27 protein-coding genes and 2 pseudogenes are annotated in these 24,388 nt (G+C 66.4%); 20 read left to right on the top strand and 9 right to left on the bottom strand.

Going from position 1 to position 24,388, the window contains the following annotated elements:
- Positions 1-12 precede the first annotated feature (12 nt).
- The 3 genes from ACWFRF_RS15365 to ACWFRF_RS15355 form a co-directional block, all read right to left on the bottom strand.
- The gene (locus ACWFRF_RS15365) at positions 13-228 is read right to left on the bottom strand and encodes a hypothetical protein (protein ID WP_452450458.1); all 216 of its coding nucleotides are present in this window, start codon (positions 226-228) and stop codon (positions 13-15) included.
- Positions 229-420: 192 nt separating this feature from the next.
- Positions 421-786, bottom strand: coding sequence for a hypothetical protein (locus ACWFRF_RS15360; RefSeq protein WP_452450456.1), 366 nt, complete (start codon positions 784-786; stop codon positions 421-423).
- A 245-nt stretch (positions 787-1,031) separates the two neighbouring features.
- Positions 1,032-2,507: a recombinase family protein gene (locus ACWFRF_RS15355; RefSeq protein WP_452450454.1), complete on the bottom strand. Its 1,476-nt coding sequence runs from the start codon at positions 2,505-2,507 to the stop codon at positions 1,032-1,034.
- Positions 2,508-2,526: 19 nt separating this feature from the next.
- Between ACWFRF_RS15355 and ACWFRF_RS15350 the strand changes: the two are divergent.
- The 6 genes and pseudogenes from ACWFRF_RS15350 to ACWFRF_RS15325 form a co-directional block, all read left to right on the top strand.
- A pseudogene (locus ACWFRF_RS15350) lies at positions 2,527-3,153 on the top strand (ATP-binding protein); the annotation flags it as partial.
- Entirely contained in the window at positions 3,150-4,331 is a 1,182-nt protein-coding gene (gene dprA, locus ACWFRF_RS15345) for a DNA-processing protein DprA (RefSeq protein WP_378992199.1), read from the top strand. The pseudogene ACWFRF_RS15350 and the gene dprA, both read left to right, overlap by 4 nt.
- 261 nt (positions 4,332-4,592) lie before the next feature.
- The gene (locus ACWFRF_RS15340) at positions 4,593-5,516 is read left to right on the top strand and encodes a tyrosine recombinase XerC (protein ID WP_378626382.1); all 924 of its coding nucleotides are present in this window, start codon (positions 4,593-4,595) and stop codon (positions 5,514-5,516) included.
- Between the two features lie 417 nt (positions 5,517-5,933).
- Positions 5,934-6,299: a YidH family protein gene (locus ACWFRF_RS15335; RefSeq protein WP_378992200.1), complete on the top strand. Its 366-nt coding sequence runs from the start codon at positions 5,934-5,936 to the stop codon at positions 6,297-6,299.
- The gene (locus ACWFRF_RS15330; protein ID WP_378992202.1) at positions 6,296-6,595 is read left to right on the top strand and encodes a DUF202 domain-containing protein; all 300 of its coding nucleotides are present in this window, start codon (positions 6,296-6,298) and stop codon (positions 6,593-6,595) included. Before ACWFRF_RS15335 ends, ACWFRF_RS15330 begins: the two co-directional genes overlap by 4 nt.
- Before the next feature lie 61 nt (positions 6,596-6,656).
- Entirely contained in the window at positions 6,657-6,998 is a 342-nt protein-coding gene (locus ACWFRF_RS15325; RefSeq protein WP_378992203.1) for a GatB/YqeY domain-containing protein, read from the top strand.
- A gap of 31 nt (positions 6,999-7,029) precedes the next feature.
- Here ACWFRF_RS15325 and ACWFRF_RS15320 read toward each other — a convergent pair whose 3' ends face one another.
- From ACWFRF_RS15320 to ACWFRF_RS15310, 3 genes are all read right to left on the bottom strand, one after another.
- The gene (locus ACWFRF_RS15320) at positions 7,030-7,542 is read right to left on the bottom strand and encodes a DUF1990 family protein (protein WP_378992204.1); all 513 of its coding nucleotides are present in this window, start codon (positions 7,540-7,542) and stop codon (positions 7,030-7,032) included.
- 61 nt (positions 7,543-7,603) lie between these two features.
- Positions 7,604-8,083, bottom strand: a complete 480-nt coding sequence (locus ACWFRF_RS15315) for a M23 family metallopeptidase (RefSeq protein WP_378992205.1) — start codon at positions 8,081-8,083, stop codon at positions 7,604-7,606.
- Between the two features lie 340 nt (positions 8,084-8,423).
- Positions 8,424-8,672 carry a hypothetical protein gene (locus ACWFRF_RS15310; protein WP_378992206.1) on the bottom strand — a complete coding sequence of 83 codons (249 nt, stop codon included), beginning with the start codon at positions 8,670-8,672 and terminating at the stop codon, positions 8,424-8,426.
- Between the two features lie 914 nt (positions 8,673-9,586).
- Here ACWFRF_RS15310 and rpsB point away from each other — a divergent pair.
- The 5 genes from rpsB (at position 9,587) to ACWFRF_RS15285 (ending at position 13,904) form a co-directional block, all read left to right on the top strand.
- A complete protein-coding gene (gene rpsB, locus ACWFRF_RS15305; protein WP_062989975.1) occupies positions 9,587-10,477 on the top strand; it encodes a 30S ribosomal protein S2 in 891 nt (296 codons plus the stop codon).
- 108 nt (positions 10,478-10,585) lie between these two features.
- The gene (gene tsf / locus ACWFRF_RS15300) at positions 10,586-11,410 is read left to right on the top strand and encodes a translation elongation factor Ts (RefSeq protein ID WP_378992207.1); all 825 of its coding nucleotides are present in this window, start codon (positions 10,586-10,588) and stop codon (positions 11,408-11,410) included.
- Positions 11,411-11,578: 168 nt separating this feature from the next.
- Positions 11,579-12,307, top strand: a complete 729-nt coding sequence (pyrH, locus tag ACWFRF_RS15295) for a UMP kinase (RefSeq protein ID WP_378607015.1) — start codon at positions 11,579-11,581, stop codon at positions 12,305-12,307.
- A 49-nt stretch (positions 12,308-12,356) separates the two neighbouring features.
- Positions 12,357-12,914, top strand: a complete 558-nt coding sequence (gene frr, locus ACWFRF_RS15290; RefSeq protein WP_101468579.1) for a ribosome recycling factor — start codon at positions 12,357-12,359, stop codon at positions 12,912-12,914.
- Positions 12,915-13,025: 111 nt separating this feature from the next.
- The gene (locus tag ACWFRF_RS15285) at positions 13,026-13,904 is read left to right on the top strand and encodes a phosphatidate cytidylyltransferase (RefSeq protein WP_378992400.1); all 879 of its coding nucleotides are present in this window, start codon (positions 13,026-13,028) and stop codon (positions 13,902-13,904) included.
- 11 nt (positions 13,905-13,915) lie between these two features.
- On the opposite strand, the gene ACWFRF_RS15280 is transcribed toward ACWFRF_RS15285, so the two are convergent.
- The gene (locus ACWFRF_RS15280; RefSeq protein ID WP_378992208.1) at positions 13,916-14,296 is read right to left on the bottom strand and encodes a LapA family protein; all 381 of its coding nucleotides are present in this window, start codon (positions 14,294-14,296) and stop codon (positions 13,916-13,918) included.
- Between the two features lie 101 nt (positions 14,297-14,397).
- On the opposite strand from ACWFRF_RS15280, the gene rlmN reads away from it, so the two are divergent.
- From rlmN to ACWFRF_RS15265, 3 genes and pseudogenes are all read left to right on the top strand, one after another.
- Positions 14,398-15,507, top strand: a complete 1,110-nt coding sequence (rlmN, locus tag ACWFRF_RS15275) for a 23S rRNA (adenine(2503)-C(2))-methyltransferase RlmN (protein ID WP_378626392.1) — start codon at positions 14,398-14,400, stop codon at positions 15,505-15,507.
- Positions 15,508-16,392: 885 nt separating this feature from the next.
- Positions 16,393-16,599 carry a hypothetical protein gene (locus tag ACWFRF_RS15270; protein WP_452450448.1) on the top strand — a complete coding sequence of 69 codons (207 nt, stop codon included), beginning with the start codon at positions 16,393-16,395 and terminating at the stop codon, positions 16,597-16,599.
- Positions 16,596-17,181 (top strand): annotated as a pseudogene (locus ACWFRF_RS15265) (nucleotidyl transferase AbiEii/AbiGii toxin family protein). The gene ACWFRF_RS15270 and the pseudogene ACWFRF_RS15265 overlap by 4 nt, the downstream one beginning before the upstream one ends.
- Before the next feature lie 160 nt (positions 17,182-17,341).
- Here ACWFRF_RS15265 and ACWFRF_RS15260 read toward each other — a convergent pair.
- Positions 17,342-18,145 (bottom strand): transglutaminase-like domain-containing protein, encoded by an 804-nt coding sequence (locus ACWFRF_RS15260; protein WP_452450446.1) that lies wholly within the window; start codon positions 18,143-18,145, stop codon positions 17,342-17,344.
- Positions 18,146-18,260: 115 nt separating this feature from the next.
- Between ACWFRF_RS15260 and ACWFRF_RS15255 the strand changes: the two genes are divergently transcribed.
- The 5 genes from ACWFRF_RS15255 (at position 18,261) to ACWFRF_RS15235 (ending at position 22,631) form a co-directional block, all read left to right on the top strand.
- Positions 18,261-18,683: an uL11 family ribosomal protein gene (locus tag ACWFRF_RS15255; protein WP_379316009.1), complete on the top strand. Its 423-nt coding sequence runs from the start codon at positions 18,261-18,263 to the stop codon at positions 18,681-18,683.
- A gap of 105 nt (positions 18,684-18,788) precedes the next feature.
- On the top strand, positions 18,789-19,685 hold the full coding sequence (locus tag ACWFRF_RS15250) for a serine/threonine-protein kinase (RefSeq protein ID WP_452450444.1): 897 nt from the start codon (positions 18,789-18,791) through the stop codon (positions 19,683-19,685).
- The gene (locus ACWFRF_RS15245) at positions 19,639-20,394 is read left to right on the top strand and encodes a hypothetical protein (protein WP_452450622.1); all 756 of its coding nucleotides are present in this window, start codon (positions 19,639-19,641) and stop codon (positions 20,392-20,394) included. The genes ACWFRF_RS15250 and ACWFRF_RS15245 overlap by 47 nt, the downstream gene beginning before the upstream one ends.
- 94 nt (positions 20,395-20,488) lie before the next feature.
- On the top strand, positions 20,489-21,625 hold the full coding sequence (locus ACWFRF_RS15240) for a serine/threonine-protein kinase (protein ID WP_387442189.1): 1,137 nt from the start codon (positions 20,489-20,491) through the stop codon (positions 21,623-21,625).
- Between the two features lie 43 nt (positions 21,626-21,668).
- A complete protein-coding gene (locus ACWFRF_RS15235) occupies positions 21,669-22,631 on the top strand; it encodes a LysR family transcriptional regulator (protein ID WP_452450442.1) in 963 nt (320 codons plus the stop codon).
- Between the two features lie 64 nt (positions 22,632-22,695).
- On the opposite strand, the gene ACWFRF_RS15230 is transcribed toward ACWFRF_RS15235, so the two are convergent.
- Entirely contained in the window at positions 22,696-22,965 is a 270-nt protein-coding gene (locus tag ACWFRF_RS15230) for a DUF2631 domain-containing protein (RefSeq protein ID WP_378992217.1), read from the bottom strand.
- 95 nt (positions 22,966-23,060) lie between these two features.
- Between ACWFRF_RS15230 and dxr the strand changes: the two genes are divergently transcribed.
- Positions 23,061-24,254 (top strand): 1-deoxy-D-xylulose-5-phosphate reductoisomerase, encoded by a 1,194-nt coding sequence (gene dxr, locus ACWFRF_RS15225; RefSeq protein WP_452450441.1) that lies wholly within the window; start codon positions 23,061-23,063, stop codon positions 24,252-24,254.
- Positions 24,255-24,388 lie beyond the last annotated feature (134 nt).

The raw sequence follows: 24,388 nt of genomic DNA, 5'->3' as shown, positions 1-24,388 counted from the left end.
CTTTGTTGTTTCTTAGTAGCGGTTGAACAACGACCGCACACCGTCACCACCACTTGCCTGAAGTGCCTTACCGAACCGCCGGAGGAGAAGCAATACTCCTATCACCGCCAGCGCGATCAGGAAGGGAACGATCAGCGGCTTGATGACCTCGATAGCCAACGGCAGCAGCACGATGATGATGAGCAGCACCCAGGCAAAGCTCCACAGGTATTTAGTTGCCTGCTTCACGCTGCATCTCCTGGATCACTCGATACTTGCGACCATTGGAGGCCGCCCTCCTGGCTTGAGAGGCGGCGATTTCATTCATGTACACAACCTCCGGAGGATCGGGCTTAGGACGAGCCGCCCTATACACCATCGCCAGAACCATGTAGATAAGGAGGAGTGCACCCAGAATGCCGAGTACCAACAGAAGGGCGCTCACAACATCCCCTTAAGCAGAGGATTATTGTTTGTCTTGAAGATGTTCATCTCGATCTGAGCGTAGCTACGCGTCATTTCAATGAACACATCCAACTTGCCGGGATCACCCTGAGCCAGATTAAGAGCCGTCTGCATGATCTCACCCGTGTTCATCATGATTTGCTGGATCTCCGCCTTACGCAGCTCGGCCCGCAACATATTGAGCTTTGCCTGATTCACGGCGCTTATTGCGCCCTCCCTGGCGGTGCGCTCGATGTTAGACACGGTTCGCCCCTCCGTGCTCCAACGAGCCGGTGGCTGGCTACGCGTAGGGGGGAAGGGACTCGGGTTCCCAGTCCAGCGGATCACTTCGTTGTCGCTCATAACCACTCCTTCTGTTGGGTTGGCGAGCAATCTAGTGATCGCGAATTGGGCTGCATAGAGTGCCACAGCGCGTTATGCATCCGTTTTATTTAGAATGATGAGCCAAATCAGGATCATGCACAGGCGATAGAGATCCAAAGCAAACCGGAGGGTGGGTTTTGAGATGCGTGTTCAGTCCTGAAGAGGCGAACGGCCTAGGGTTCTTAAGACCCTAGGCCGCTGTGACATCGATCACACTAGATCGGTTAGGCCGCCCACTCGATGCGTATAAGTTCAGGATCGAACCGGTACTTGTCCTTGTACTTCGGGTAGGTGTATCCCTCCACCTTGGGGCGCGGGTCCACATAGATCTTGCTGATCAAGGTCATCAGTAGTTCCCGCCGCTGTGACACTTCCAAATCTTCCCAGGCCGCCCGGATGTCGCCTGAAAGATCAATATCAACGTTCAGTCGACGGGAGTACTGCGAGCTCGTTTCCTTTGTGACAGCGGCGAGTTCATCATCGAGCTGTCGTTTGATCTGCTGGAACTCTTCACGGCTGAGCAGCTTGTTCTTGTAGTAGTCGGTCGTTGCCTCGGCGATGCTCGCTTCAAGTTGAACCTGTCGGCCGCGAAGATCATCGAGACTGCTGGCTTCGGTCTGCTCGGCGTTGATCATCGCAGCAAACTCGGGTGACGACAGGCGGTAGATAACAGCGTCAGTAACGAGAACTTCAATCGGCTCGACCATGCGTGAAACCCCGCCGCACCCAACGAACTTGCCTGTATGAGGGTCACTCTTGCCGCATGATGTCGTGGGCTTATATGACCCGTCGCGCTGCTGCTTAGGCTTGTGATACATCGGTCCACCACAGGCCCCGCAGAAGATCAGTCGGTTGAGCATGTACTTACGAAACCGGCCTGGATGAGGAGACTTGGCGGCGTTCATCTTGATGATTGCCATCATCGAACCCCACTCCTCGGGGGTGAGGATCGCAGGAGACGTTGCCTTGTAGTCAATCCCTTTGTGATGGACGATGCCAGCATTGATTGGTCGGATCATGAGGTTGCGGACGTTGGCGGCGTTCCATTGATTACCGTGCTGAGTCGGGATGGCTCGCTTGTTCAAGTCGATAGCCAACGAGTTGAATGATGCGCCCTTGATCAATGAGCGGGCGATCTCACGAATGACCTCAGCTTCACTCTCGCGGAGCGCCACACGCTTAGGCTCGAAGCCATACGGACGCTGACCGCCCAGGTATTCGCCAGCCTTTGCCGCATCAAGCTTGGCGTCTCGTTGGCGCTCGATCATATGTTCGACTTCATAGCGAGCGGCTGCGCCAATGATGCGGGCCTGGAACCGGCCGGACGGTGTCGACAAGTCGTGGTGGCCGGACAACACGGTGTGAGTCGTCACTTTGCCTGCGTCTGAAATGTCGACGTAAGTCTCAAGTTCTACCGGCGAGCGCTGCAAACGATCCTGGTGATAGGCAAGAACCGTGCCGATTCCGCCGTCCTTCATCAACCCAAGAAGTTTCTCGTATCCTGGACGTGGCTTGCCCGAGTAGGCGGAGATATCATTGTCGACCAGAACGTCTATGACTGTCAGCCCGAGGCGTTCCGCAAGTGCTCGGCAATCCGCCTCCTGTCGCTCGACACCTGCGGCCTTGCCTGTTTTGTCACTCGAAATCCGGCAGTAGATGACTGCGAATCGACTGTGGGACTGGGGGATTGACGCCAACATAGGGTACCCTTATTTTCGCAGGTTGTGGCGTACTTTGCAATGTTTCGACGAATGCGCCGAGATCGGCACCAAAGTCTTGGAGGCACTGCGGACTCCGCTCGAAGAGGGGGAAGTGCGTATCGCCCGGCGCGACGGCGTTGCCCGGTACCCGGCCCGCTTCCAGCTGGTCTTGGCGGCCAATCCCTGTCCGTGCGCTCCGGCACGCGATGTGGACTGCATCTGCGCGCCACTGGCACGACGCCGCTACCTGGGCAAACTATCGGGACCGTTGCTCGACCGCATCGATATCTGGGTCCAGATGCACGGGCAGGCCGGTGCGACGTTCGGCGACGAACAGGCCGAGAGCAGCGGCACGGTGGCCGAACGCGTGGCCCGGGCGCGAGCCCGCGCGGCGCAGCGGTGGAGCGAGGACGGGTGGGCGACCAATGCCGAAGTGCCGGGCCACATTCTGCGGAAGCGATTCACGTTGCCGCGGGAATCGATCGCGCCGATCGAGACGGCCTTACGGCTGGGGCGCATGTCGGCCCGTGGCGCCGACCGGGCCATCCGGGTCGCCTGGACGGTCTGCGACCTGCGCGAAGGGGAGCTGCCCACGGTGCGGGATGTGATGTCGTCGTTGAACTTCCGGCAGCGAGGTGCGCAATGAGCGAATCGCGTGCGGTCGGCGACATGGTGGATCTCGACGGTGATCCGGACGAGCGCCGACTCGCCTGGGTGTACCTGTCGCGGGTGGTGCAGGGGCCGTGTGCGCCACTGTCGGCTTTGATCGCCTCGGTCGGGGTGTGCGAGGCCGCGCGTGCTGTCCGTGAGCACGAGTTGCCCGCGGCACTGCGTGGTCCCACCGCGATGCGGCGTGAGATCGACTCGGCAGCAGCAGATCTGGAGGCGATTGCTCGTCTGGGCGGGCGGGTGATCACTCCCGACGACGAGGAATGGCCGGGCTGGCGGATGCTCGGACTCGACCAACTCGACAGCGAGCGCGATCGCGAGGCGGCGGTGCCGCTGGTGCTGTGGGCGCGGGGTCCCCTCTCGCTCCACACCGCGTCCGAACGTGCTGTCGCGGTGGTCGGTTCGCGGTGTAGCAGTGGATACGGGTTGCAGGTGGCGAGCGAGATCGCGTGCGACCTGGCAGGCCGGGGCTGGACGATCGTCTCCGGAGCGGCCTTCGGCATCGACGCGGCGGCGCACCGGGCGGCCCTCGCCGTCGGTGGAACCACCGTCGCCGTCCTCGCCTGCGGTGTCGACCGTCCCTATCCGGCGCAGCACGACCGCCTGCTCGCCGCCATCGCCGACAGTGGTCTGGTCGTCAGCGAATACCCGCCGGGCATCTCGGCGCAGAAACATCAGTTCCTGGCGAGGAACCGGTTGATCGCGACGCTCGGGGACGGGGTTCTGGTGGTCGAGGCAGGGCTGCGCAGCGGCGCTCGCAACACCGTGAAATGGGCCCGCAGACTGGGCAGGCCGGCCATGGCTGTGCCGGGGCCGGTCGGGTCGGCCTCCTCGGCAGGCTGTCATCGCATGATCAGAGACGGCGAGGCGCTGCTGGTAACCCGAGCCGAAGACATCATCGACGAAGCGGGTCCCCTCCGCCTCCCTGTCAGCGAAGGTGGCTCGACGGACCGCGCCGGCCACCTGCGCGGTGCTGAAGCTGAGATCTACGCGGCTCTACCCACCATCGGCTCGCGTCTACCTCGCGAACTGTCTGAGCAGTCCGGCTTGGACCTGGCCACGGTTCGAGCGGTCCTGCCGAGCCTGGAGCTCGCCGAACTGGTCGGCTGCGATTCCGGTGGCTGGTTTCGGACATCCAGTCGACGGGCCAGCTGACACGGTGGGCGTCCAGCGGGGGTGAGGTGTGGACATCGACGTTTCAGGCGAGCGCAGGTCGCGTGACGTGTGGACATCGACGTTTCGGCGAGTACAGGTCTGTCCCGGCTGCGCGGCAATGGTCGAGTGGGATCGCGACTGAGTGCTTCGCGGGCCGGGCGGCGACGGTGCGAAGACGAGCAGTACGGGGAAGCGGACCGTTCGGTCGGCTCGGCGGCGTGGTGGGTTGCGTGGGGGACCGGGAAGGGTGACGGTTGGGTCATGGATGTGTTGCCTGATGACCTGACCGCGTTGCTCACCGAGTTCGGGCGGCATCTGCGGTTGGGCCGGAATCGGTCGGCGCATACGGTGCGGGCGTATCTGGGGGATGTGCGGTCGTTGCTCGAGCATCTGTACGCGCGGTCGGCGGATTCGGCGGTGCGGGAGTTGGATCTGCCGTTGCTGCGGTCGTGGTTGGCCGAGCTGGCGGCGGCGGGGGTGGCCCGGACGACCCTGGCTCGGCGGGCATCGGCGGCAAGGACTTTCACCGCGTGGCTGACCGAGACCGGGCGGCTCGGTGTCGACCCGGGGCTGCGCCTGCAGGCTCCGAAAGCCCATCGCGTGTTGCCCGCGGTGCTCGGCCGTGGTCAGGCCGAACAGGCCATGGTCGCGGCGGAATCCGGGGCGGCGCAGCAGGATCCGATGGCGCTACGGGATCGGCTGGTGGTGGAGTTGTTGTACGCCACCGGGATTCGTGTCAGCGAGCTGTGCGGTCTCGACCTCGACGACATCGACCGGGAGCGTCGTCTGGTGCGTGTGCTCGGCAAGGGCAACAAGGAGCGCTCGGTACCGTTCGGTGGTCCGGCCGACACCGCGCTCGAGGCCTGGCTCCGGGCGGGCCGGCCGTCGCTGGTCAACAGCAACTCGGGCCGCGCCTTGTTCCTCGGCCAGCGCGGTCGCCGCCTCGACCAGCGCCAAGCGCGTGCCGTCGTCCACGATGTCATCGCCGCGATCCCCGGCGCTCCCGACATGGGCCCGCACGGCCTCCGCCACAGCGCCGCCACCCACCTCCTCGAGGGCGGCGCCGACCTGCGCGTTGTCCAGGAACTCCTCGGTCACGCCAGCATGGCAACCACCCAGCTCTACACCCACGTCTCCGTAGAGCGCCTCAAACGAGTCCACGACCAGGCCCACCCCCGCGCCTGACCGTGTCGAGTCGGTCTTCGGTCCGGTCGACTTCGATGGCTGATCGTGTCGAGTGGGTTCTCGGCCAGGTCCCGTGCGCGGCCGACCGACTCGAGCGGTCAGCGGCCGGCCCACCCGGCGACCGGTCGCCTTGGAGCGGTTTTACGCCCGATCCCACCCGTCGGCAGGTGACCTCGGTCTGGCCCGCAACGTGCCTATTCTCGTGTCCGGTCTGGAAGTCGGCTTCAGGAACCGTGCCGCTCCGGGAGTTTCTGGGTGGGCGGGGAACCCGCGCGAGTCCTTGTCACGGAGTGCGCACGATCGGCGCCGCGCCGGCACCGCACAGATCAGCGGCGACAACCTGATCGGCGCCGCGCTCGTGCGGATCATCCGTGGGTGGATCGGGGTAGCGCATGATGGGGGCAGGAGGTGGTGGTCGTGACGTTGCCCGAGGTCGGGGCCGAATCGGACGACGGCGAGGAGGAGGTCGACTATCGGTTCACCCTCGCCAACGAGCGGACGTTTCTGGCGTGGATCAGGACCGCGATCGGTCTGCTCGCCGGCGGCGTCGCGGTGCACACCCTCGTGCAGCCGACTCGGCTGGCCGGATTCGCCGGCGCCATCTCGATGATCTGCCTGATCATGGCGCTGGCCGTCGCGCTCGCTGCCTTCCGGCACTGGCGGCGGGTCGATCTCGCGATGCGGACCGGGCGACCGTTGCCAGGAACGGTCCTGGTTCCCGTGTTGTCGGCCGGCATCGCGATCGTCGCCGTGCTCGCCTGTGTGGCGGTCGTGCTGTCGTGACCGCAGCGACCCTGGCGATGGAGCGCACCGCTCTGGCTTGGCGGCGCACCTCTCTCGGAGCAGCCGGCTGCGCGCTGCTCTTCGTGCACGAGGCGACTGTCGACGGTTGGCCGGCATGGCCGGTCCCGCTCGCCGCCGCCACGGTCGCCCTGCTCGTGGCCGGAGTCGGCTGGTCGCGCGGCCGCGCACTCGATCGCGGACACTGCGGCACCGCGCACCGATTCGTCGCGACCACCACCCTCGCCGTTGCGACCGTCGCCCTCATCGCGGCAGTCACCGTAGTGCTCAACGGGTAGCGCGCGCTCGCCCTGCGATGTACTCGGCACCGGTGGCGTTGTCAGAAATACTGTGGTGGACGTGACTTCCCTGCGCGAGCGGCTGCGCGCCGCGTTGAAAACTGCGATGAAGGCCCGTGACCTCGGTGCGGTCACGGCGCTGCGTTCGGCGTTGGCGGCGATCGACAACGCGGAGGCGATCGATGCCGGTGACGTACGAGCCGGCGCCGTGGAGGAAAGCGCAGTCGGCCTCGGTGCGGCCGAGGCCGTTCGCCGCGACCTCACCGAGGTCGAGATCGAGGCGATCGTCCGTCGGGAGATCGACGAAAGACGTTGCGCGGCATCTGACTACGACCGACTCGGCGCGATCGATCGCCGCGATCGGTTGAGCGCCGAGGCCGACGCGCTGGCCGCGCTGCTCTGACGGCCGTACCCGGGCGGGCCGGGCTGCGACGTCAGTCGTTGGTGGGCAGAGTGTTCAGGTAGCGGTGGGTGAACCAGCGCTGGATCAGCCGGGCGACGGGTCCGCCGAGACGGACGTACCAGGCACCCGGCTGGGAGAAGGCGGTGATCAGGCCGTAGACGGTGTCGTCGGTCGGGTCGTATTCGACGGCGAACAGTTCCTCGCCGACCTCGGGGTGTCCCGGCAGGGTGCCGTAGGCGAAACCTCGGCGGTCGGGTTCGTCGAGGACGTAGACGACGCGGCAGGGCGCGCTGATGTTCAGTGGCCCGATGCGGAGGACGACGGTCAACTCGGTTCCGGGCTGCGCGGTTTCGGTATCGGCGCCGCGAAAGGTGCCGACGCCCTTCTGAATTCCGAAGTCGAGAATGTGGGCGGCCGCGCGCTCGAACAGATCGCGGCCGTGGCCGATCGGCCGCCGATTCCGGAACCGGTGGTACCCGTCGGGCATCGTGGCGCGGGTGGCGCCCACGTCGGGATAGGTGAAAGGCGCTGATTTCTCGGACACACCTCGATTCTCGTCCGCTCCGGGCTGTCATAGGTGCGGGGTGGCGGAGCGTTTCGTCACATCACGGATCCAGCGGTTTCAGCCGGACCGGCACCTCGTGCAGGAGTCCGAGCGGGTCGACGTACTCGCGCCGGTTGTGGGCACCGGACTCACGTCGGGCTCCCCAGTGCAGGCACGCGGCGACCGGACACCCCTCGTGTCCGGTCACCAGCGTGCCGATCGCCGTACCCCTGACCACCCGGCCTCCCACCGCGACCTTCGCCGTCACCGGTTCATACGTGGTGCGCAAGCCGCCCGGATGATCGATGGACACCACGGGTTTGCCCGCCACTTCCCCCGCGAACACCACGATGCCGTCCCCCGCCGCCAGCACCGTCTGCCCTGCGGTACCCGCCAGATCCACTCCCCGATGCCCCGGCAGCCAATTCCGCTCCGGCTTGTCGAACCGGCGCTCCACCGCCGGTCGCGGCCGCAACGGCCAACCGAACGGCCCCGCTTCCGCCGCATCGGCCGGTACCGCGCCACTGAGCACAATGGCCACCGGACAGACGACCCCGAGTACTCCCCGGAAAATCGACCGCACCCGAAGCGCCGCGCGTCGCAGCTGCTCGGGAATGCGAGGACGCCGGCCACGATCGGGTGCCGCCGACCACGCATCACAGCCGGGCCAGGGCTGGTCGACCCGGTACAGGCGGGTCGCTGATGTGATGGCGTCAGATCGATGACGGGGTGCTCGGTTCGTCGACCACGCCACGGCGTCAGACCGACCGGGCCGATTGGCGCCAGCTGGCCACGCTGTGGAGCGGGGTCGGGACCAACCGGGCCGAAGAACGCGACCCGCCATCTTCAGCCCACCGTCGTGGGTCGCGAACATCGAGGCCTCAGCGGTGCGGTCGTGGTGTCGGCACCCGCTGCTGCGCCGCCAGCGCCCGCAGCATCTCCCGCAGAACCGCGGGCAGCTGCGCCGCCGACCCGCTCCCGCCTCCGGCCAGCACCCTGATCCCTATCTCCGACCGAGCCCCGGCACTCGGATCCATACCCTGCGGTCGTGCCGGCGCGGATCCGAAATCGTGAATCGTCACCTGCACCGGGACAGGAGCGGGAACGAGTTCCCGTCGGGGCACGGTCACCGGAACCACATTCGATTCCCGGCCGCACGAGACGGCGCCGGACGGGTGCTCCGGCGGCTGGACAGGCGAACCACTCCTGCGCGCACCTTCCATCGCCGGCCTCGGCGGGAGTTCCACAGCTACCGCCGCTGCGAGGATGATCGAAACGGGAACAGCGGCCGCCGCTGGTCGGCCTGTCGAGGTGGGCGCGTTCTGTGGGTTGGGCGCGGGCGGCGCTGTCGGCACCGTGCCGGGCGCGGCCGCACGTTGCGATGGGCGAGTCGCCTGGCCGACCCGCTCGGGCGGGTGGGCCAGGACCACGGCCCCGTGTGCCCCGCCACCGGCGCATATCGGCGATGGGTCGCTGGGGTGTGGGACCGTTGGTGCGACGTCGGTAGCGGAGGGTCGAGCTGCGGGTGGAGCACCGCTCTCAGGGTGTGCCGCGGCCGGTGCGGCAGCGACCCCCGCCGCGAAGAGCAGCGGAAATGTAGTGATCAGGGTGCGTGTCACAGTGTTCATGCCCCAACTCTGGGCGCTGGACAACCCCACCGGGACAACGATTTCGGGAATGTGGACAACGTTCCCGCATGTGGATATCGCGTACTTCATCCGCGAAATGGGCGGTCTTTGCGCAGGGGCGATTTCGGACCTGGCCCTGCTCCGCGTAGACTGAACAAGCGGTTTGTGCTCAGCAGCCAATGCGTGTGCACAGCACGGACCGACTTCGCGCGCCACCCGTGCTCGTCCATCCGGTCGTCGCTCGCAATGCAGACGGTCCGCGAGGGCATGTCAGCGCGAGTTCTCCAGCGGATGAACAGGGAAATCGTCGGCTGGTCCCGGATTCTTCGAATCGGGTCCGGCGGTTTCGGTGGCGCCAGGGCAGTCGATCGCCGATCGACCGCGACAACCGGCAACGAAAGAGAGATACGAAGGCTATGCCTGTCGTAACTATGAAGCAGCTGCTCGACAGCGGCGCGCACTTCGGCCACCAGACTCGTCGGTGGAACCCGAAGATGAAGCGGTTCATCTTCACCGACCGCAACGGCATCTACATCATCGACCTGCAGCAGACGCTGACCTTCATCGACAAGGCCTACGAGTTCGTCAAGGAGACGGTCGCCCACGGTGGCACCGTCCTCTTCGTCGGTACCAAGAAGCAGGCCCAGGAGTCGATCGCTTCCGAGGCGCTGCGCGTCGGAATGCCCTACGTCAACCAGCGTTGGCTGGGTGGCATGCTCACCAACTTCTCCACCGTGCACAAGCGCCTGCAGCGCCTCAAAGAACTCGAGGCGATGGAACAGACCGGTGGCTTCGAGGGTCGCACCAAGAAGGAAATCCTCATGCTCACGCGTGAGATGACCAAGCTGGACCGCACCCTCGGCGGTATCCGTGACATGGCCAAGGTTCCCTCGGCCATCTGGATCGTCGATACCAACAAGGAGCACATCGCCGTCGGCGAGGCGCGCAAGCTGAACATCCCGGTCATCGCGATCCTGGATACCAACTGCGACCCCGACCTGGTCGACTACCCGATCCCGGGTAACGACGACGCGATCCGTTCCGCCGCACTGCTCACCAAGGTCGTCGCCTCCGCGGTGGCCGAGGGCGTGCAGGCCCGCGCGGGCCAGGCTTCCGGCGACGCGAAGCCCGAAGCCGGCGCAGGCGAGCCGCTGGCCGAGTGGGAGCAGGAGCTCCTGTCCTCGGCGACCCCGGCTGCCGAAGCCGATGTCGCTGCCGCGACCGAGGCCCCGGCCGTCGAGACCCCGGCCGAGGCCGAGGCCGAGGTCAAGGCCGACCCGGCACAGCACACCCCGGCCGACTTCTGAGCTGACCGGTAGCACTACGTTCACCTTGCCGGCCCTTCTGAATTCAGAAGCGGTCGGCAAGGTGGTGTTAACACCCAAGCACCCCACACACGAGGAGGCTCGCCCCCGATGGCGAACTACACCGCTGCTGATGTGAAGCGGCTCCGGGAGCTCACCGGCTCCGGCATGATGGACTGCAAGAACGCGCTGGCCGACTCCGACGGCGATTTCGACAAGGCCGTCGAGGTGCTGCGCATCAAGGGCGCCAAGGACGTCGGCAAGCGCGCCGAGCGCGCGACCGCCGAAGGCCTGGTCATCGCCAAGGACGGCGTCATGGTCGAGATCAACTGCGAGACCGACTTCGTCGCCAAGAACGCCGAGTTCCAGCAGCTGGCCGACGCGATCGTGACCGCGGCCGCCGCGGCCAAGCCGGCCGACCTGGACGCCCTCAAGGCGCTCAAGCTGACCGACGGCACCGTTGACGACGCCGTGCAGGCGCTGTCGGCCAAGATCGGCGAGAAGCTGGAACTGCGTCGCGTCGTGTCCTTCGACGGCCCGGTCGCCACCTACCTGCACAAGCGCGCTTCGGACCTGCCGCCCGCCGTCGGCGTGCTGGTGGAGTACGAAGGCACCGGCGACGCCGCTGCCGACGCCGCGCGTGCCGCAGGCATGCAGGTCGCCGCGCTCAAGGCCAAGTACCTGACCCGCGAGGAGGTGCCCGCCGATGTCGTCGACAACGAGCGTCGCATCGCCGAGGAGACCGCGCGCGAAGAGGGCAAGCCCGAAGCCGCGCTGGCGAAGATCACCGAAGGCCGCGTGAACGGCTTCTTCAAGGACGTCGTGCTGCTCGAGCAGTCCGCCGTCACCGACTCCAAGAAGACCGTCAAGGCGCTTCTGGAAGAGGCGGGCGTGAACGTGAAGCGTTTCGCTCGTTTCGAGGTCGGCCAGGCCTGATCCGCCTGAACTTCACGAACAGCCTCTTCGGCGCGGTGTGATGCCGCGCCGGAGGGGCTTTCCTCATGGATCGACCGACCCCACTTCCGGGTGACCGCAACCTGATAGGGCAGGATGGATGCCGCCTGCTCGCCCCGCTCTCGACCTCGCCGAAGGAGACCGACACCCATGACCGACCCGGGTAACGACCGCCCTGGATACAACCGGGTGCTGCTCAAGCTGGGTGGGGAGATGTTCGGTGGTGGCGGAGTGGGCCTCGATCCCGACGTCGTGCAGACCGTGGCCGAGCAGATCGCCGAGATCGTCGAGACCGGCGTGCAGGTGGCCGTGGTGATCGGCGGCGGCAACTTCTTCCGCGGCGCCGAATTGGAGGAGCGCGGCATGGAGCGGGCGCGCTCCGACTACATGGGCATGCTCGGCACCGTGATGAACAGCCTTGCCCTCCAGGATTTCCTTCAGCAGCAGGGTGTGGACACCCGCGTGCAGACCGCCATCACCATGGGCCAGGTCGCCGAGCCCTACCTGCCGCTGCGCGCCAAGCGCCACCTCGAGAAGGGCCGCGTCGTGATCTTCGGCGCGGGAATGGGCATGCCCTACTTCTCCACCGACACCACGGCCGCGCAGCGCGCGCTGGAAATCGGCGCCGACGTGGTGCTGATGGCGAAAGCGGTCGACGGTGTGTTCGACGCCGATCCGCGCGTCGACCCGAATGCGAGCATGTTCACCGAGATCACCCACAAGGAAGTGATCGAAAAGGGCCTGAAGGTGGCCGATGCCACCGCGTTCAGTCTCTGCATGGACAACCAGATGCCGATGCTGGTGTTCAATCTGTTGATCAAGGGCAATATTGCCCGCGCGGTCGCCGGTGAACCCATCGGCACCCTGGTTCGGTCGTGACCCCGCACCCGCGGACGATGACGATGACGACGCTGTGGAGGATTCGGTCGTGATTGATGAAGCGCTCTTCGATGCCGAAGAGAAGATGGACAAGGCCGTCACGGTGGCGAAGGACGACCTGGGCAGCATCCGTACCGGTCGCGCCAACCCGGGCATGTTCACCCGTGTGCTGATCGAGTACTACGGCTCGCTCACCCCGATCACCCAGGTCTCGAGCATCACCGTGCCCGAGCCGCGCATGGTCGTGATCAAGCCCTACGAGCAGAGCTCGCTCGGCCTGATCGAGAACGCCATCCGCAACTCCGACCTGGGCGTGAACCCGACCAACAACGGCGACATCCTGCGCATCTCGGTGCCGCAGCTCACCGAGGAACGCCGCCGCGAGATGGTCAAGATGGCCAAGAGCAAGGGCGAGGACGCCAAGGTCTCGATTCGCAACGTCCGCCGCAAGGCGATGGACGAACTCGGTCGCATCCAGAAGGATGGCGAAGCGGGTGAGGACGAGGTCGGGCGCGCCGAGAAGGAGCTCGACAAGACCACCGCCAAGTATGTGGCCCAGGTCGACGAGCTGGTCAAGCACAAGGAAGCCGAACTGCTCGAGGTCTGAGCGCCAGATCTCGCCAGTCCCGCTCGTGCGGGGGATGAACGGAACGACGAGTTGAGCGACGGGACAATCGTGGCCGAAGACGCCGCCGCCACCGGGGCGGCACCGGATCCCATGCCGGACAAGGTCGAGGAGACCGCGGCCGCGCCGCAGGACGAGCAGCCGCCCGCCCCGACCTCACGGGCCGGGCGCAATCTGCCCGCGGCACTGGCAGTCGGGCTGACGCTCGGGCTGTCGTTGATCGCGATCCTGTTGTTCGTCCCGAAGGTGTTCATCGCGGTCGCGGGCATCGGCGTCGGCGTGGCGACCTGGGAGGTCACCAAGCGGCTGCGCGAAGCCGATGTGCTGGTACCGCGGATTCCGCTGCTGGTGGGCGGTCAGGCGGTGTTCTGGCTGGGCTGGCCGTGGGGGGCAGGTGGGGTGCTCGGCGCGTTCGCCGCCACCGCGCTGGTGTGCATGGTGTGGCGTCTGTTCGACCACGGCCTCAGTACCGCGCCGAAGAACTTCCTGCGTGACACGGCGATCGCTGTGTTCACCCTCACTTGGATTCCGTTGCTGGCCGCGTTCTCGACGTTGCTGCTGCTCGAACCCGACGGCAATCTCCGGGTACTCACCTTCATGATCCTGGTGGTGTGCTCCGATGTCGGCGGCTACGTCGCCGGTGTGCTGTTCGGCAGGCATCCGATGGTGCCCGCGATCAGTCCGAAGAAGTCGTGGGAGGGGTTCTGCGGGTCGCTGGTGTTCAGCGTGATCGGCGGTCTGCTGACCGTCACGCTGCTGCTCGAGGCGAACTCGATGATCGGTGTGGTGCTCGGTGTCGGCCTGGTGGCCGTGGCGACCATCGGTGACCTGATCGAGTCGCAGATCAAGCGGGAACTCGGCATCAAGGACATGGGGACCCTGCTGCCGGGGCACGGCGGAATCATGGATCGCCTGGACTCGATGCTGCCCTCGGCGTTCGTGTCCTGGCTGGTACTCAGCGCGCTGATCTGATCGACTCAGCGTCAGGACGACCGCTTGGCGGCGTGCCGCAGTTGCAGAATGCGCACCCCGCCGACCAGACCCATCACCAGCGCGCCCGCGATCACCGACAGCAACACGGTGATACCGAGCGGCAGTTCGAAATCCCAGAACAGCAGGTTGGTACGGACCTTGTCGAGGTTCTGGATGATGAAGGTCAGCAGCACGATGCCGAGCAGGGCGGCGGCCAGCAACGCGATCCAGGTGTAGCCGGTGCGAGACCCGTGCACGGCGTCGCGTGGGACGGGTACCGGCGCGGCCGCGGGTTTCGCCGGTTCGGCGGGCTTGCTGTGCTTGCCGGTGAGATCGGTCGTCGGCGGGTCGTGCTCGGCCGGTGACGCACCGGATTCCGCGTGTGTACTCATGGTTCGATCATGGCCGACTGCTATGGCTCACGCACGCATCTTCTCGATAACGTCGCCCGGCGTGGCAGGTCCGACGTGGCGTTTGGGACAATGGTGAAACTATGGCCATCTCCCTGCCCCTCGTGTTCGATGCCCCGCGCCGCGGTATGCCGCCGCGCCACCTCGCCGATCTCGATTCGGACGAACGCAAGGCCGCGGTGCAGGAGCTGGGATTGCCGAAGTTCCGTGCCGACCAGTTGGCCCGTCAGTACTACGGCCGCCTGCAGTCCGATCCCGCCCTGATGACCGACCTGCCCGCCGATGTGCGCGCGAAGGTCGGCGAGACGCTGTTCCCGCCGCTGCTGTCGGTGGTGCGCAATATCGCCTGCGACGAGGGCGACACCCGCAAAACGCTGTGGAAGGCGCACGACGGGACGCTGCTGGAGAGCGTGCTCATGCGCTACCCCGACCGCAACACGCTGTGCATTTCCAGTCAGGCCGGGTGCGGAATGGCCTGTCCGTTCTGCGCGACCGGGCAGGCGGGGCTCACTCGCAACCTGTCGACGGCGGAGATCGTCGACCAGGTGCGTGCCGCCGCGGCGTCCCTGCGTGACGGCGAGGTGCACGGCGGTCCGGGCCGGCTTTCCAACATCGTGTTCATGGGGATGGGCGAGCCGCTGGCCAACTACAAGCGTGTGGTGAACGCGGTCCGCCGCATCACTTCGCCCGCCCCCGACGGACTGGGGATCTCGCAGCGCTCGGTGACGGTGTCGACCGTGGGTCTGGCGCCCGCGATCCGCAAGCTGGCCGACGAGAACATGTCGGTGCGGCTCGCTGTGTCGTTGCACACCCCCGACGACGAGTTGCGAGACACGCTCGTGCCGGTGAACAATCGCTGGTCGATCGCCGAAGTGCTCGACGCCGCACGGTATTACGCCGACAAGTCCGGGCGTCGCGTGTCGATCGAGTACGCGTTGATCCGCGATATCAACGACCAGCCGTGGCGGGCGGACCTGCTCGGCAAGAAACTGCACAAGGCGCTCGGTCCGCTCGTACACGTGAACCTGATCCCGCTCAACCCGACACCGGGCAGCGAGTGGGATGCCAGCCCCAAGCCGGTCGAGAAGGAGTTCGTTCGTCGCGTGATCGCCCAGGGCGTGTCGTGCACCGTGCGCGACACCCGCGGCCAGGAGATCGCCGCCGCCTGCGGTCAGCTCGCCGCCGAAGGGTGAATTCGCTCGTGATAAGTCAGCGTGGCCACTTCCGCTTCGTGACGCTGATCTGGTTTGCCTGCTCGAGACCTTCGTACGTGTAACCCACCGTGGATGAGGCTGTTCAACGATGTTGCTGGTTGCGGAAGCCGAGTTGGACGCCATACCGACTCGGGCCGAGGCCCGGGGAAGCCACCCACGCGCCGATCGAGGTTGCATTGCGGCGCTGGGTGTTTGTTGTACATCGGACGCTTAGACAATGTCTAGGATGAAGGGCTTTTTTCGAGCTGGTCCCAGGCTGAGAGTCAACAAAACCGCGGTGCCATAGTTATAGCGACTGGCTATGGCACGTATTCGATTCATATCCTGCGGAAGGTTATCGCTCCATCTTGCCTCGACCAGTAGCAGGTTGGGACCGCCCTCGCCACGCTGGTGAACGATCAGATCGGTCCGGACGACTGACTCCTTAGCTGTGGCGGCGGCCTTTGCTGGATCGTCACCGCTCGGAACGCCGACGGCGGCCCGCTTCGTATCGTTCCCGTCGCGATTGTATTCGATGTCAACCCGAAATTTGGGCCATCGCTGCTCGACGGCAGGGGCGAAACGGAGGAACACTCGACCCATGACCGATGACTCATGGACCCTCCGAATAAAGAGTTCAGGTTCATTTTCATACGTCTCGTGGACGGCAGAAGAGAGCAGGCGGATCAGGTCGTCTCGGGTGCTGACTGAGTGGGAAGACACATCTGACAGCCTTCAGCTCTGGGTGCCAGAAGTCGAGGTTCGGAATGTCGTCACCACTAAAGACTTCCGAGGATTGCGGAGCGGGCCAGGTTCTGCTGATGGACGTGGTCAGCGCGGCTGCGGTAGCCAAGGGTGGGTCGACACCGACGGTAGGCTTGATGCATGGACGACGACTCACCTGCGGATCGGCTTCGGCTGGCGATCGACATGTTCGAGTTCGGCTTGGGCATGCAGCGCGCTCGCCTCCGTCGCGAGCAGCCGGACGCGGATGAGTCGGTGATTGATTCGGCGATTGACGAGTGGTTGCTGTCGCGACCGTTCGAGCCGCTTGGCGGAGGGCGAGGTCGACCGTCGGCCAGGTTCGCATGAATCCTCTTGAGGTTGCGCTGCGGAAGGCTGCTTCCGATCTTGATCAGCGCGGATGTCAGTGGTCGATCGTTGGTGGGTTTGCGGTGTCGCCCGATCGAATCCGAGATTCACGGCGGATATCGACATCGCTGCTGCGGTGGCTGATGACACCCACGCCGAAGAGCTCGTGCAGTCGCTGATTGCGGCCGGATACCAGTTTTCGCATCGGTCGAGCACGATAACGGTCGGTTGGCGACTGTCCGGCTCAAACGGCGCATCGATGGTGTTCCCGTGGTCGTGGACCTGCTTTTTGCCAGTTCGGGTATCGAGCCGGAGATTGTTCGGGCGGCGGAGCTACTCGAGATATTTCCTGGTCTGATCCTGCCCGTCGCTCGCACCGGTCATCTCATCGCGCTGAAGTTGCTTGCTCGCGATAACGAAAGTCGTCCGCAGGACAGCGCGGATCTCAGAAGTCTGGCCGCGGTAGCGACCAGGGGGGACATCGCAGATGCTGCTGAGGCGATTCGGTTGATCACCGAGCGTGGCTTCAACCGGGACCGCAACCTGGTTCAACTGCTGGCAGAGATAGAGACCACCGACTGATAGTCGAGCACGTGGCAGCCGCTAGGAGCTGTACTAGGCCCGAGTAGCACAGGTGGGTATCGATATGACACAGACCATTTCGTACCCGAACCTCATCACAGATGGCATCTTCAGTCGAATGTCAGTGCGGCACACGGGCTGAGGTGATCCCGTCTGCCTCTCAGACGATGCTGGTCGGTGCGATGAAGTCGTCGTAGGGGAGTGGGCCCGCGACGAAGGCGTTGACCGACATGAAGTTCAAAGTGATGTCGCCGCCGTGGTTGTCCAGGAAGGCGATATCGGAGGCGTCGCGGCCGGTGGCGATGCGTACCAGGCTCGAGCGTGGCGCGAGGCCGGTCGGGTCGTAGGTGCGCCACTCGCCGTCGATGTAGGCCTCGCAGACGGCGTGGAAGTCCATCGGCACACAGCCCGGCGCGTAGACCGCGGCGACCCGGGCGGGGACGCCGACGGCGCGCAACAGCGCGACCATCAGATGCGAGAAGTCGCGGCAGACGCCGGTGCCGGAGAGCAGTGTCTCGACCGCGCCGTCGATGGGCGTGCTACTGCCCGAGACATAGGTGATCCGTCTGCCGATCCACGACGAGACGCGGTTGGCCACCTCGGGATCGGCGATGCCGTAACCGAATTCGGCTGCCGCGAAGCCGAGCAGCTTGTCCGACTCCGCGTAGCGGCTCGGCCGCCGGTACAGCGCGAGGTCGTAGTCGGACGGCGGCGCGAGGACGGCGGTGCCCAGGACGGTCGCCTGATAGTCGATCCGGAGGGTCCCCGCGCGCACGTCGAGCACGTGGATCCGGGAACCGTGCGGACCGGCCACTTCGCGCGGCGTGAGGAACTCGCCGTCGAGCGAGCATGTCATGGACTCGATGAGATCGAGTCCTGGCTGGCGGGCGACAGCGATCTGACACTGCAGCACCGAATCGGCATGGACCGCGACCTCCAGGCGAGCGGAAACGTCCCGTTTCACGCCCACAGACTGACAGGCGAATCGGGATCAGGCGAACCGAACCGCTGGAGCGGGTTGCGGCCCAGGCGTTACCGTCGTGGGACCGGATTGACGCATGCATCCGAGATCGTTGACTATGGCGCGCGAAACAGCCTCTGTCACAGTCACTCTCGAGCTCGAAGCGGGCAATGCCTCGCTGATGATCCTCGGCAAGATGCTCGGTCCGACCGGCGTCGCGCCCTTCGAGGTCAAACGGCGCTACGACGCCGCCACCGCGGATCGGCGTGGCGAGATCATTCCGGCCGTCATCACGATCGACGCCCGCAAACGCTGGACGATGCGGCTCAAGACCCCACCGACCGCATCGTTGATCCGCAAGGCTCTCGGCCACCCCGGCTCCCCGCAGCCCGGACACAAACCGGTGGGGGCGATCAGCCGGGATCAATTGCGCCGCATCGCGATCCGCAAACTCCCCGACCTGAACACCGACGATGTCGCAGCGGCGATGCGCATCGTCGCGGGCACAGCGCGGTCGATGGGTGTGCGGGTGGAGGACTGAGCCGGGGTGTAGTGCCCTGTCCTCGCGCCGATTAGGGTTGGTGCTGGTCGGCGGCGGGGATATTCGCTGAAGGCCGGGCACTGCTTCGGTGGACAACGGGGGACCATGCTTGCGACGGGGGACGTCTTCGCCGGGTACGCGATCGAACGGCAGCTGGGGCGCGGCGGGATGGGTTCGGTGTACCTTGCCCGGCATCCGCGCCTGCCTCGGCAGACCGCGTTGAAGCTGCTGAATCCGGAGCTGTTCGCCGACAACGAGATTCGTGCCAGGTTCGAGCGCGAGGCCGACCTCGCCGCGCAACTGGAGCACCCCAACATCGTCACGGTCTACGACCGTGGCAGCGATGACGGGCGCCTGTGGATCAGCATGCAGTTCGTCGACGGCGTAGACGCGGCCACCATCGCGCATCCCGTCCCCGCCGAACGCGCCCTGTGCATCATCGAGGGCACCGCGGCGGCCCTGGACCACGCGCACCGCAACGGCGTCCTGCACCGCGACGTGAAGCCCGCCAATATCCTGCTCACCGAGGCCGACGGCAGTGAACGAGTTCTGCTCACCGACTTCGGTATCGCCCGTCCGCGCGACGACGTCCACCACCTGACCCGGACCGGCTCGTTCACCGCGACCCTGGCCTTTGCCGCCCCGGAACAACTCACCGGTGCCCACCTCGACCACCGCGCCGACCAGTACGCCCTGGCCTGCACCCTGTACTCGCTGCTGACCGGCGTCGCCCCGTTCGAGGCGGCGAACCCGGTGCAGGTGATCCAGGGACACCTCCAATCCCCACCCCCGTCGCTGCGCGCCCGTCGACCGGATCTGCCCGCAGCCATGGACGCGGTCCTCGCCCGCGCCCTGGCCAAACGCGCCACCGACCGATTCGACTCCTGCGCCGAATTCGCGGCTGCCGCACGCCGTGCGCTGAGTGGCACCGGTGCGCAACCCACCGTGTTCGCCGGTGCGCGCTCGGTGCCCCGACACCCCCCAGCCGAATCCGTACGGTGACGGCGGGCACGCGCCGCGCTTCGCCGCGCCCCAGCCGAACCCGGGCTACGCACCGCCGCCGATGCCGCGAAGCTCCGGTTACCGCGCGCCGGTGCCGCGACGAAAGGGCAGCCGGGTAGTCGCAGCGGTGTTGCTGACCTTGACACTGATCATCGGCGGCGCCGTCACCTGGGTGTGGCAGGACGAGAGCACCTGGATTTCTGACATGCTGGAACGATCGCGTGCGCACAAAGATCTGGCTTCGATGTCGGAGGCATTTCCCCAGATGGTGCCGACCGGATTCGCGGACGGCCCCGGATTCGAGGGTCGTGAGTGCTCGGCGTACGCGAACACGAAGATCCGGAACGAACTCCTGTGGGAGTTGACGTTTCAGCAGGCAGACGCGAAATGGTCGTGCGGCAGCCTGGACAGTGCCGATACCGACTATTTCTTCTACGCCTTCGCGACCGCGGCAGACGCGGTCGAGGCAGTGAATCGGTTTCGTGGTGAGACCGGTGACAAGGGAAACGCCTCGACCGGCTCGCGTACCGACCACCATCGTGAACAGGCCTACAACGGCGGATACAGTGGCTCCGCCGTGGTGTCCACCTTCAGCGATTCCGCGCGAGAACGATGGGTGCTGGTCTTCCAGCGCGGCTCGGCTTTCACCACAGTCGAGGCCGATATGCCTGTTCTCCTCGCCGACATCGCTCGCTTCCCACTGGGTTGAACCTGCCACACAGCGGTGTACTGCACCGATTCGCGGGTCCTGGCGTTTGGTAGGGTCCAGGCCGTCGGACGAAGAGCGAGATTCGGGGGTCAGAGTGGTTTCTGACGGGACGGTGTTCGCCGGCTACACGATCGACCGGCAGCTGGGTCAGGGCGGGATGGGATCGGTGTATCTGGCCAGGCACCCGCGTCTGCCCCGATGGACGGCGCTCAAGCTGCTGAATCGGGAGTTGTTCTCCGACAAGGAGATCCGGGCCAGGTTCGAGCGTGAAGCCGACCTGGTCGCGCAGCTCGACCACCCCAATATCGTCACCGTGTTCGACCGCGGCGTCGAGGGCGATCAGCTGTGGATCAGCATGCAGTACATCGACGGGATCGATGCCTCATCGCTGGATCCGCATTCCCTGCCGCCGGACCGGGCGCTGCAGATCATCGGTGAGACCGCCGCCGCGCTCGACTACGCGCATCGCGCGGGGGTGCTGCACCGCGACGTCAAGCCCGCCAACATCCTGCTGGCGCGTTCCAGCAGCCAGGAGCGGGTATATCTCACCGACTTCGGCATCGCACGGCTGCGCGACGATTCGGGTCATCTCACCGAGACCGGATCGTTCACCGCCACGCTGGCCTACGCCGCGCCAGAGCAGCTCACCGGCGCCGCACTGGATCACCGCGCCGACCAGTACTCCCTCGCGTGCACGCTCTACACACTGCTGACCGGCAGCGCACCCTACGAATCGACCAGCCCGGCCGCGGTGATCACCGGTCATCTGCAAGCGCCGCCACCCCCGATCAGTCCGCGCCGCGCGGGCCTGCCGCCGGTGCTCGACGCCGTGATGGCGCGTGCGCTGGCCAAGCGACCCGCCGATCGGTTCACCTCGTGCGAGGAGTTCGTCGACGCCGCGCAGCGGGCGGTGCGCACCGGAACCACCGGTGCCCGCCCGATCGCCCGGCCGACCTCGGGGTCGCACGCGCAGCCGTTCGTCGGCATGCAGCCCATGCGCCCGGTGAGCTCGACGGGCACTCCCATCCCGCAGTACAACCCCGCTCCGATGCCCCCGCGGATGCCGCAGCCGCAGTACGCGCCCCCGCCGCAGTATCGGCAGCAACCGGTGCCGATCCCGAATCCGCCGCCGCAACGGGGCGGCTGGGGATCGGCACTGGGCGCCTACGCGGTCCTGTTGGTCGTCGTCATCGTGATCGCCGGCGTGATCGCGCTGCTGGCCAACCTCTGATCGGCTCGTCGACCCGATCGGCGGGTGCCATATTCTGGTCAGAATGAGCGACTTCGACGTCACCGCCGCCGACTCCATCGACCTCGACCGGTTGCGTCGTTTCGTCGCGGTCGCCGAGGAGTTGCACTTCGCCCGCGCCGCCAAGGCGCTGCGGATCCCACGGCAGGCTCTCAGCGCCACCGTGATCGAGCTGGAAGAAGAGTTCGGCACCCGCGTCTTCGTGCCGGGCGCTTCGCCCACCCAGCTCACCGACGACGGCACTGCCCTGCTCGCGCGTGCCAGGGACCTGATCCGGGTGCGGGAGCAGGCCGAACGGGAGCAGAAGCCCGACGCGCCCGCGAGCCTGCGGGTGGGGTTTGTGCCGGGAGTGACGGTGTCGAAGTGGGCGCGGATCTGGGGCGAGCGGCTACCTGACCACCCGCTCGAGGTGGTCGGCGTCGCGCAGGGCGAGCAGGAGTCGGTGCTGCGCGAGGGGCGCGTCGACCTGTGCTTCGTCCGGCTGCCCATCGACCGGACCGCGACCAACGCGATCGCGCTGTGGCAGGAGACGCCGGTCGCGGTCGTGCAGAAAGACGACGAGCTGTCACTGCTGGAGACGATCGGCCCGGCGGATCTGGCCGACGAGACGATCCAGGACAGTGCCGATCTCGATCAGGCCGTCGACACTCTCGCCCTAGTCGTCGCCGTGGGCGGCGCGGCGATCATGCCGCAATCGATCGCGCGCCTGCATCACCGCCGCGACCTGGTCTACCGCCCGATCAGCGACACCGAGTTCACCGAGATCGCGCTGGCGTGGCCTGCCGGGACCGACAGCGATCTGCTCGAGGAGTTCGTCGGTATCGTGCGCGGCCGCTCGGCCAACAGCTCGCGCGGCGGGGTGGCGGAACCGGAGCAGCGCGCCACGGCACCCGCGCGCAAACCCGCGGCGAAGAAGTCCGCGGCCAAGAAACCGGCGCCGAAGAAGCCGGTCGCGCGTGGCCGCAAACCGGCCCGGCGCGGCCGCTGACGCACGAAAACGCCTGCGGCGCATGGTGATTGCCGCAGGCGTGGACGTACTTGTCGTCGAAGAACTACTTCGGCATCCGCTGGGTGAGCGAATCGACGACCAGGATGATCGCCATCACGCCTGCCAGGCCGACGAGGAAGATGTCCTCGACATGACCCTTGTGGTTGCCGATGGTCATCCCGAGCAGGGCCACGATGACGACCCAGCCCGCGATGCGGAAGGTCTTGCGCGACTCACCGCTCCAGCCCCATGCTGCCGAGGGCACCTCGGCGGGGTCGACGCTGGTGGCGACGGCACGCTCGGTGCTGGCTTTATCGAGGTCCGTGGCTGCCACGATCGCTCCTAAGGGCTCGAGTTCTGGTTGGGCGAGTGAGCATATCGTGGCATACGACCGTCCGTCGTAGCCAGCAGCCCTGCCACAATGGGCCCGTGTCCCACCCCGCAACGCGTGCCACGCACGACAGTTCCCCGTCCACCGATCGGGTGAAGGTGCTGCTTCTCGGCAGTACCGGTTCGATCGGTACCCAGGCGCTCGAGGTGATCGCCGCCAACCCCGACCGCTTCGAGGTGGTCGGGCTGGCCGCACGCGGCGGCAACCCCGCCCTGCTCGTCGAGCAGATGACCGCCACCGGCACCCGCAATGTCGCCGTCGCCGATCCCGCCGCCGCCCAGGCGCTCGGGCTGGAACTCGGCGGCCCCGACGCCGTGACCGAACTGGTCCGCCGCACCGACGCCGATGTCGTGCTCAATGCGCTGGTGGGTTCGCTGGGTCTGGAACCCACGCTGGCCACCCTGCACGCGGGCACCCGCTTGGCGCTGGCGAACAAGGAATCCTTGGTCGCGGGCGGCTCCCTGGTGACGCGGGCGGCCGCGCCCGGCCAGATCGTGCCCGTCGACTCCGAGCACTCGGCGCTGGCCCAGTGCCTGCGCGGCGGTCGCGCGCAGGAGGTCGACCGCCTCGTGCTCACCGCGTCGGGTGGACCGTTCCGTGGCTGGAGCACCGAGATGCTCGAATCGGTGAACCCCGCGGAGGCCAAGACCCACCCGACCTGGTCGATGGGCCCGATGAACACCCTGAACTCGGCCTCGCTGGTGAACAAGGGCCTGGAACTGATCGAGACCCACCTGCTGTTCGGTGTGCCCTACGACCGGATCGACGTCACCGTCCACCCCCAGTCGATCGTCCACTCGATGGTCACCTTCACCGACGGCTCCACCCTGGCCCAGGCCAGCCCCCCTGACATGAAACTCCCCATCGCCCTGGCGCTGGGCTGGCCCGACCGCATCCCCGGCGCGGCCGCCGCCTGCGATTTCGGTACCGCCTCCACTTGGACCTTCGAGCCGGTCGACGACGAGGTCTTCCCCGCCGTCCGCCTGGCCCGGCAGGCAGGCGAAGCGGGCGGCAGCGTCACCGCGGTCTACAACGCCGCCAACGAAGTCGCGGTCCAAGCTTTCCTCGACGGCAAGATCACCTTCCCCGCCATCGTGCGCACCGTCACCCGCGCGGTAGAGGCCGCCGACCGCTGGCACGCCGAACCCGATACCCTGGACGACGTCCTCGCGGCCGACCGCTGGGCACGGGAGTACGCCGCGAAGACCATCGACGGTGAAACAACGTCCTGACCTGACGACCACAACGAGACCACCACGTTTTCGGCCGCCCCGGATCCGAGGGGCGAGACGGAACGCCGCAGGCGCAGTATCGCCCCTCGGATTCGGGGTTACGAGGCCGAAAACACGCGGCGCCAGCCGCCAAA

This window comes from Nocardia sp. NPDC055165, from assembly GCF_053606985.1.
Note: the sequence above shows the minus strand (reverse complement) of the source record. Positions and strands in the feature narration are given on the sequence as shown.

Bases quoted from the DNA above. Each gene is read 5' to 3' on its own strand.
- rpsB (WP_062989975.1), top strand. From the start codon at position 9,587: ATGCCTGTCGTAACTATGAAGCAGCTGCTCGACAGCGGCGCGCACTTC.
- ACWFRF_RS15255 (WP_379316009.1), top strand. From the start codon at position 18,261: ATGGCGCGCGAAACAGCCTCTGTCACAGTCACTCTCGAGCTCGAAGCG.
- ACWFRF_RS15235 (WP_452450442.1), top strand. From the start codon at position 21,669: ATGAGCGACTTCGACGTCACCGCCGCCGACTCCATCGACCTCGACCGG.
- pyrH (WP_378607015.1), top strand. From the start codon at position 11,579: ATGACCGACCCGGGTAACGACCGCCCTGGATACAACCGGGTGCTGCTC.
- ACWFRF_RS15360 (WP_452450456.1), bottom strand. From the start codon at position 786: ATGAGCGACAACGAAGTGATCCGCTGGACTGGGAACCCGAGTCCCTTC.
- rlmN (WP_378626392.1), top strand. From the start codon at position 14,398: ATGGCCATCTCCCTGCCCCTCGTGTTCGATGCCCCGCGCCGCGGTATG.
- ACWFRF_RS15280 (WP_378992208.1), bottom strand. From the start codon at position 14,296: ATGAGTACACACGCGGAATCCGGTGCGTCACCGGCCGAGCACGACCCG.
- ACWFRF_RS15285 (WP_378992400.1), top strand. From the start codon at position 13,026: ATGCCGGACAAGGTCGAGGAGACCGCGGCCGCGCCGCAGGACGAGCAG.
- ACWFRF_RS15355 (WP_452450454.1), bottom strand. From the start codon at position 2,507: ATGTTGGCGTCAATCCCCCAGTCCCACAGTCGATTCGCAGTCATCTAC.
- ACWFRF_RS15270 (WP_452450448.1), top strand. From the start codon at position 16,393: ATGGACGACGACTCACCTGCGGATCGGCTTCGGCTGGCGATCGACATG.
- ACWFRF_RS15250 (WP_452450444.1), top strand. From the start codon at position 18,789: ATGCTTGCGACGGGGGACGTCTTCGCCGGGTACGCGATCGAACGGCAG.
- tsf (WP_378992207.1), top strand. From the start codon at position 10,586: ATGGCGAACTACACCGCTGCTGATGTGAAGCGGCTCCGGGAGCTCACC.
- ACWFRF_RS15340 (WP_378626382.1), top strand. From the start codon at position 4,593: ATGGATGTGTTGCCTGATGACCTGACCGCGTTGCTCACCGAGTTCGGG.
- dprA (WP_378992199.1), top strand. From the start codon at position 3,150: ATGAGCGAATCGCGTGCGGTCGGCGACATGGTGGATCTCGACGGTGAT.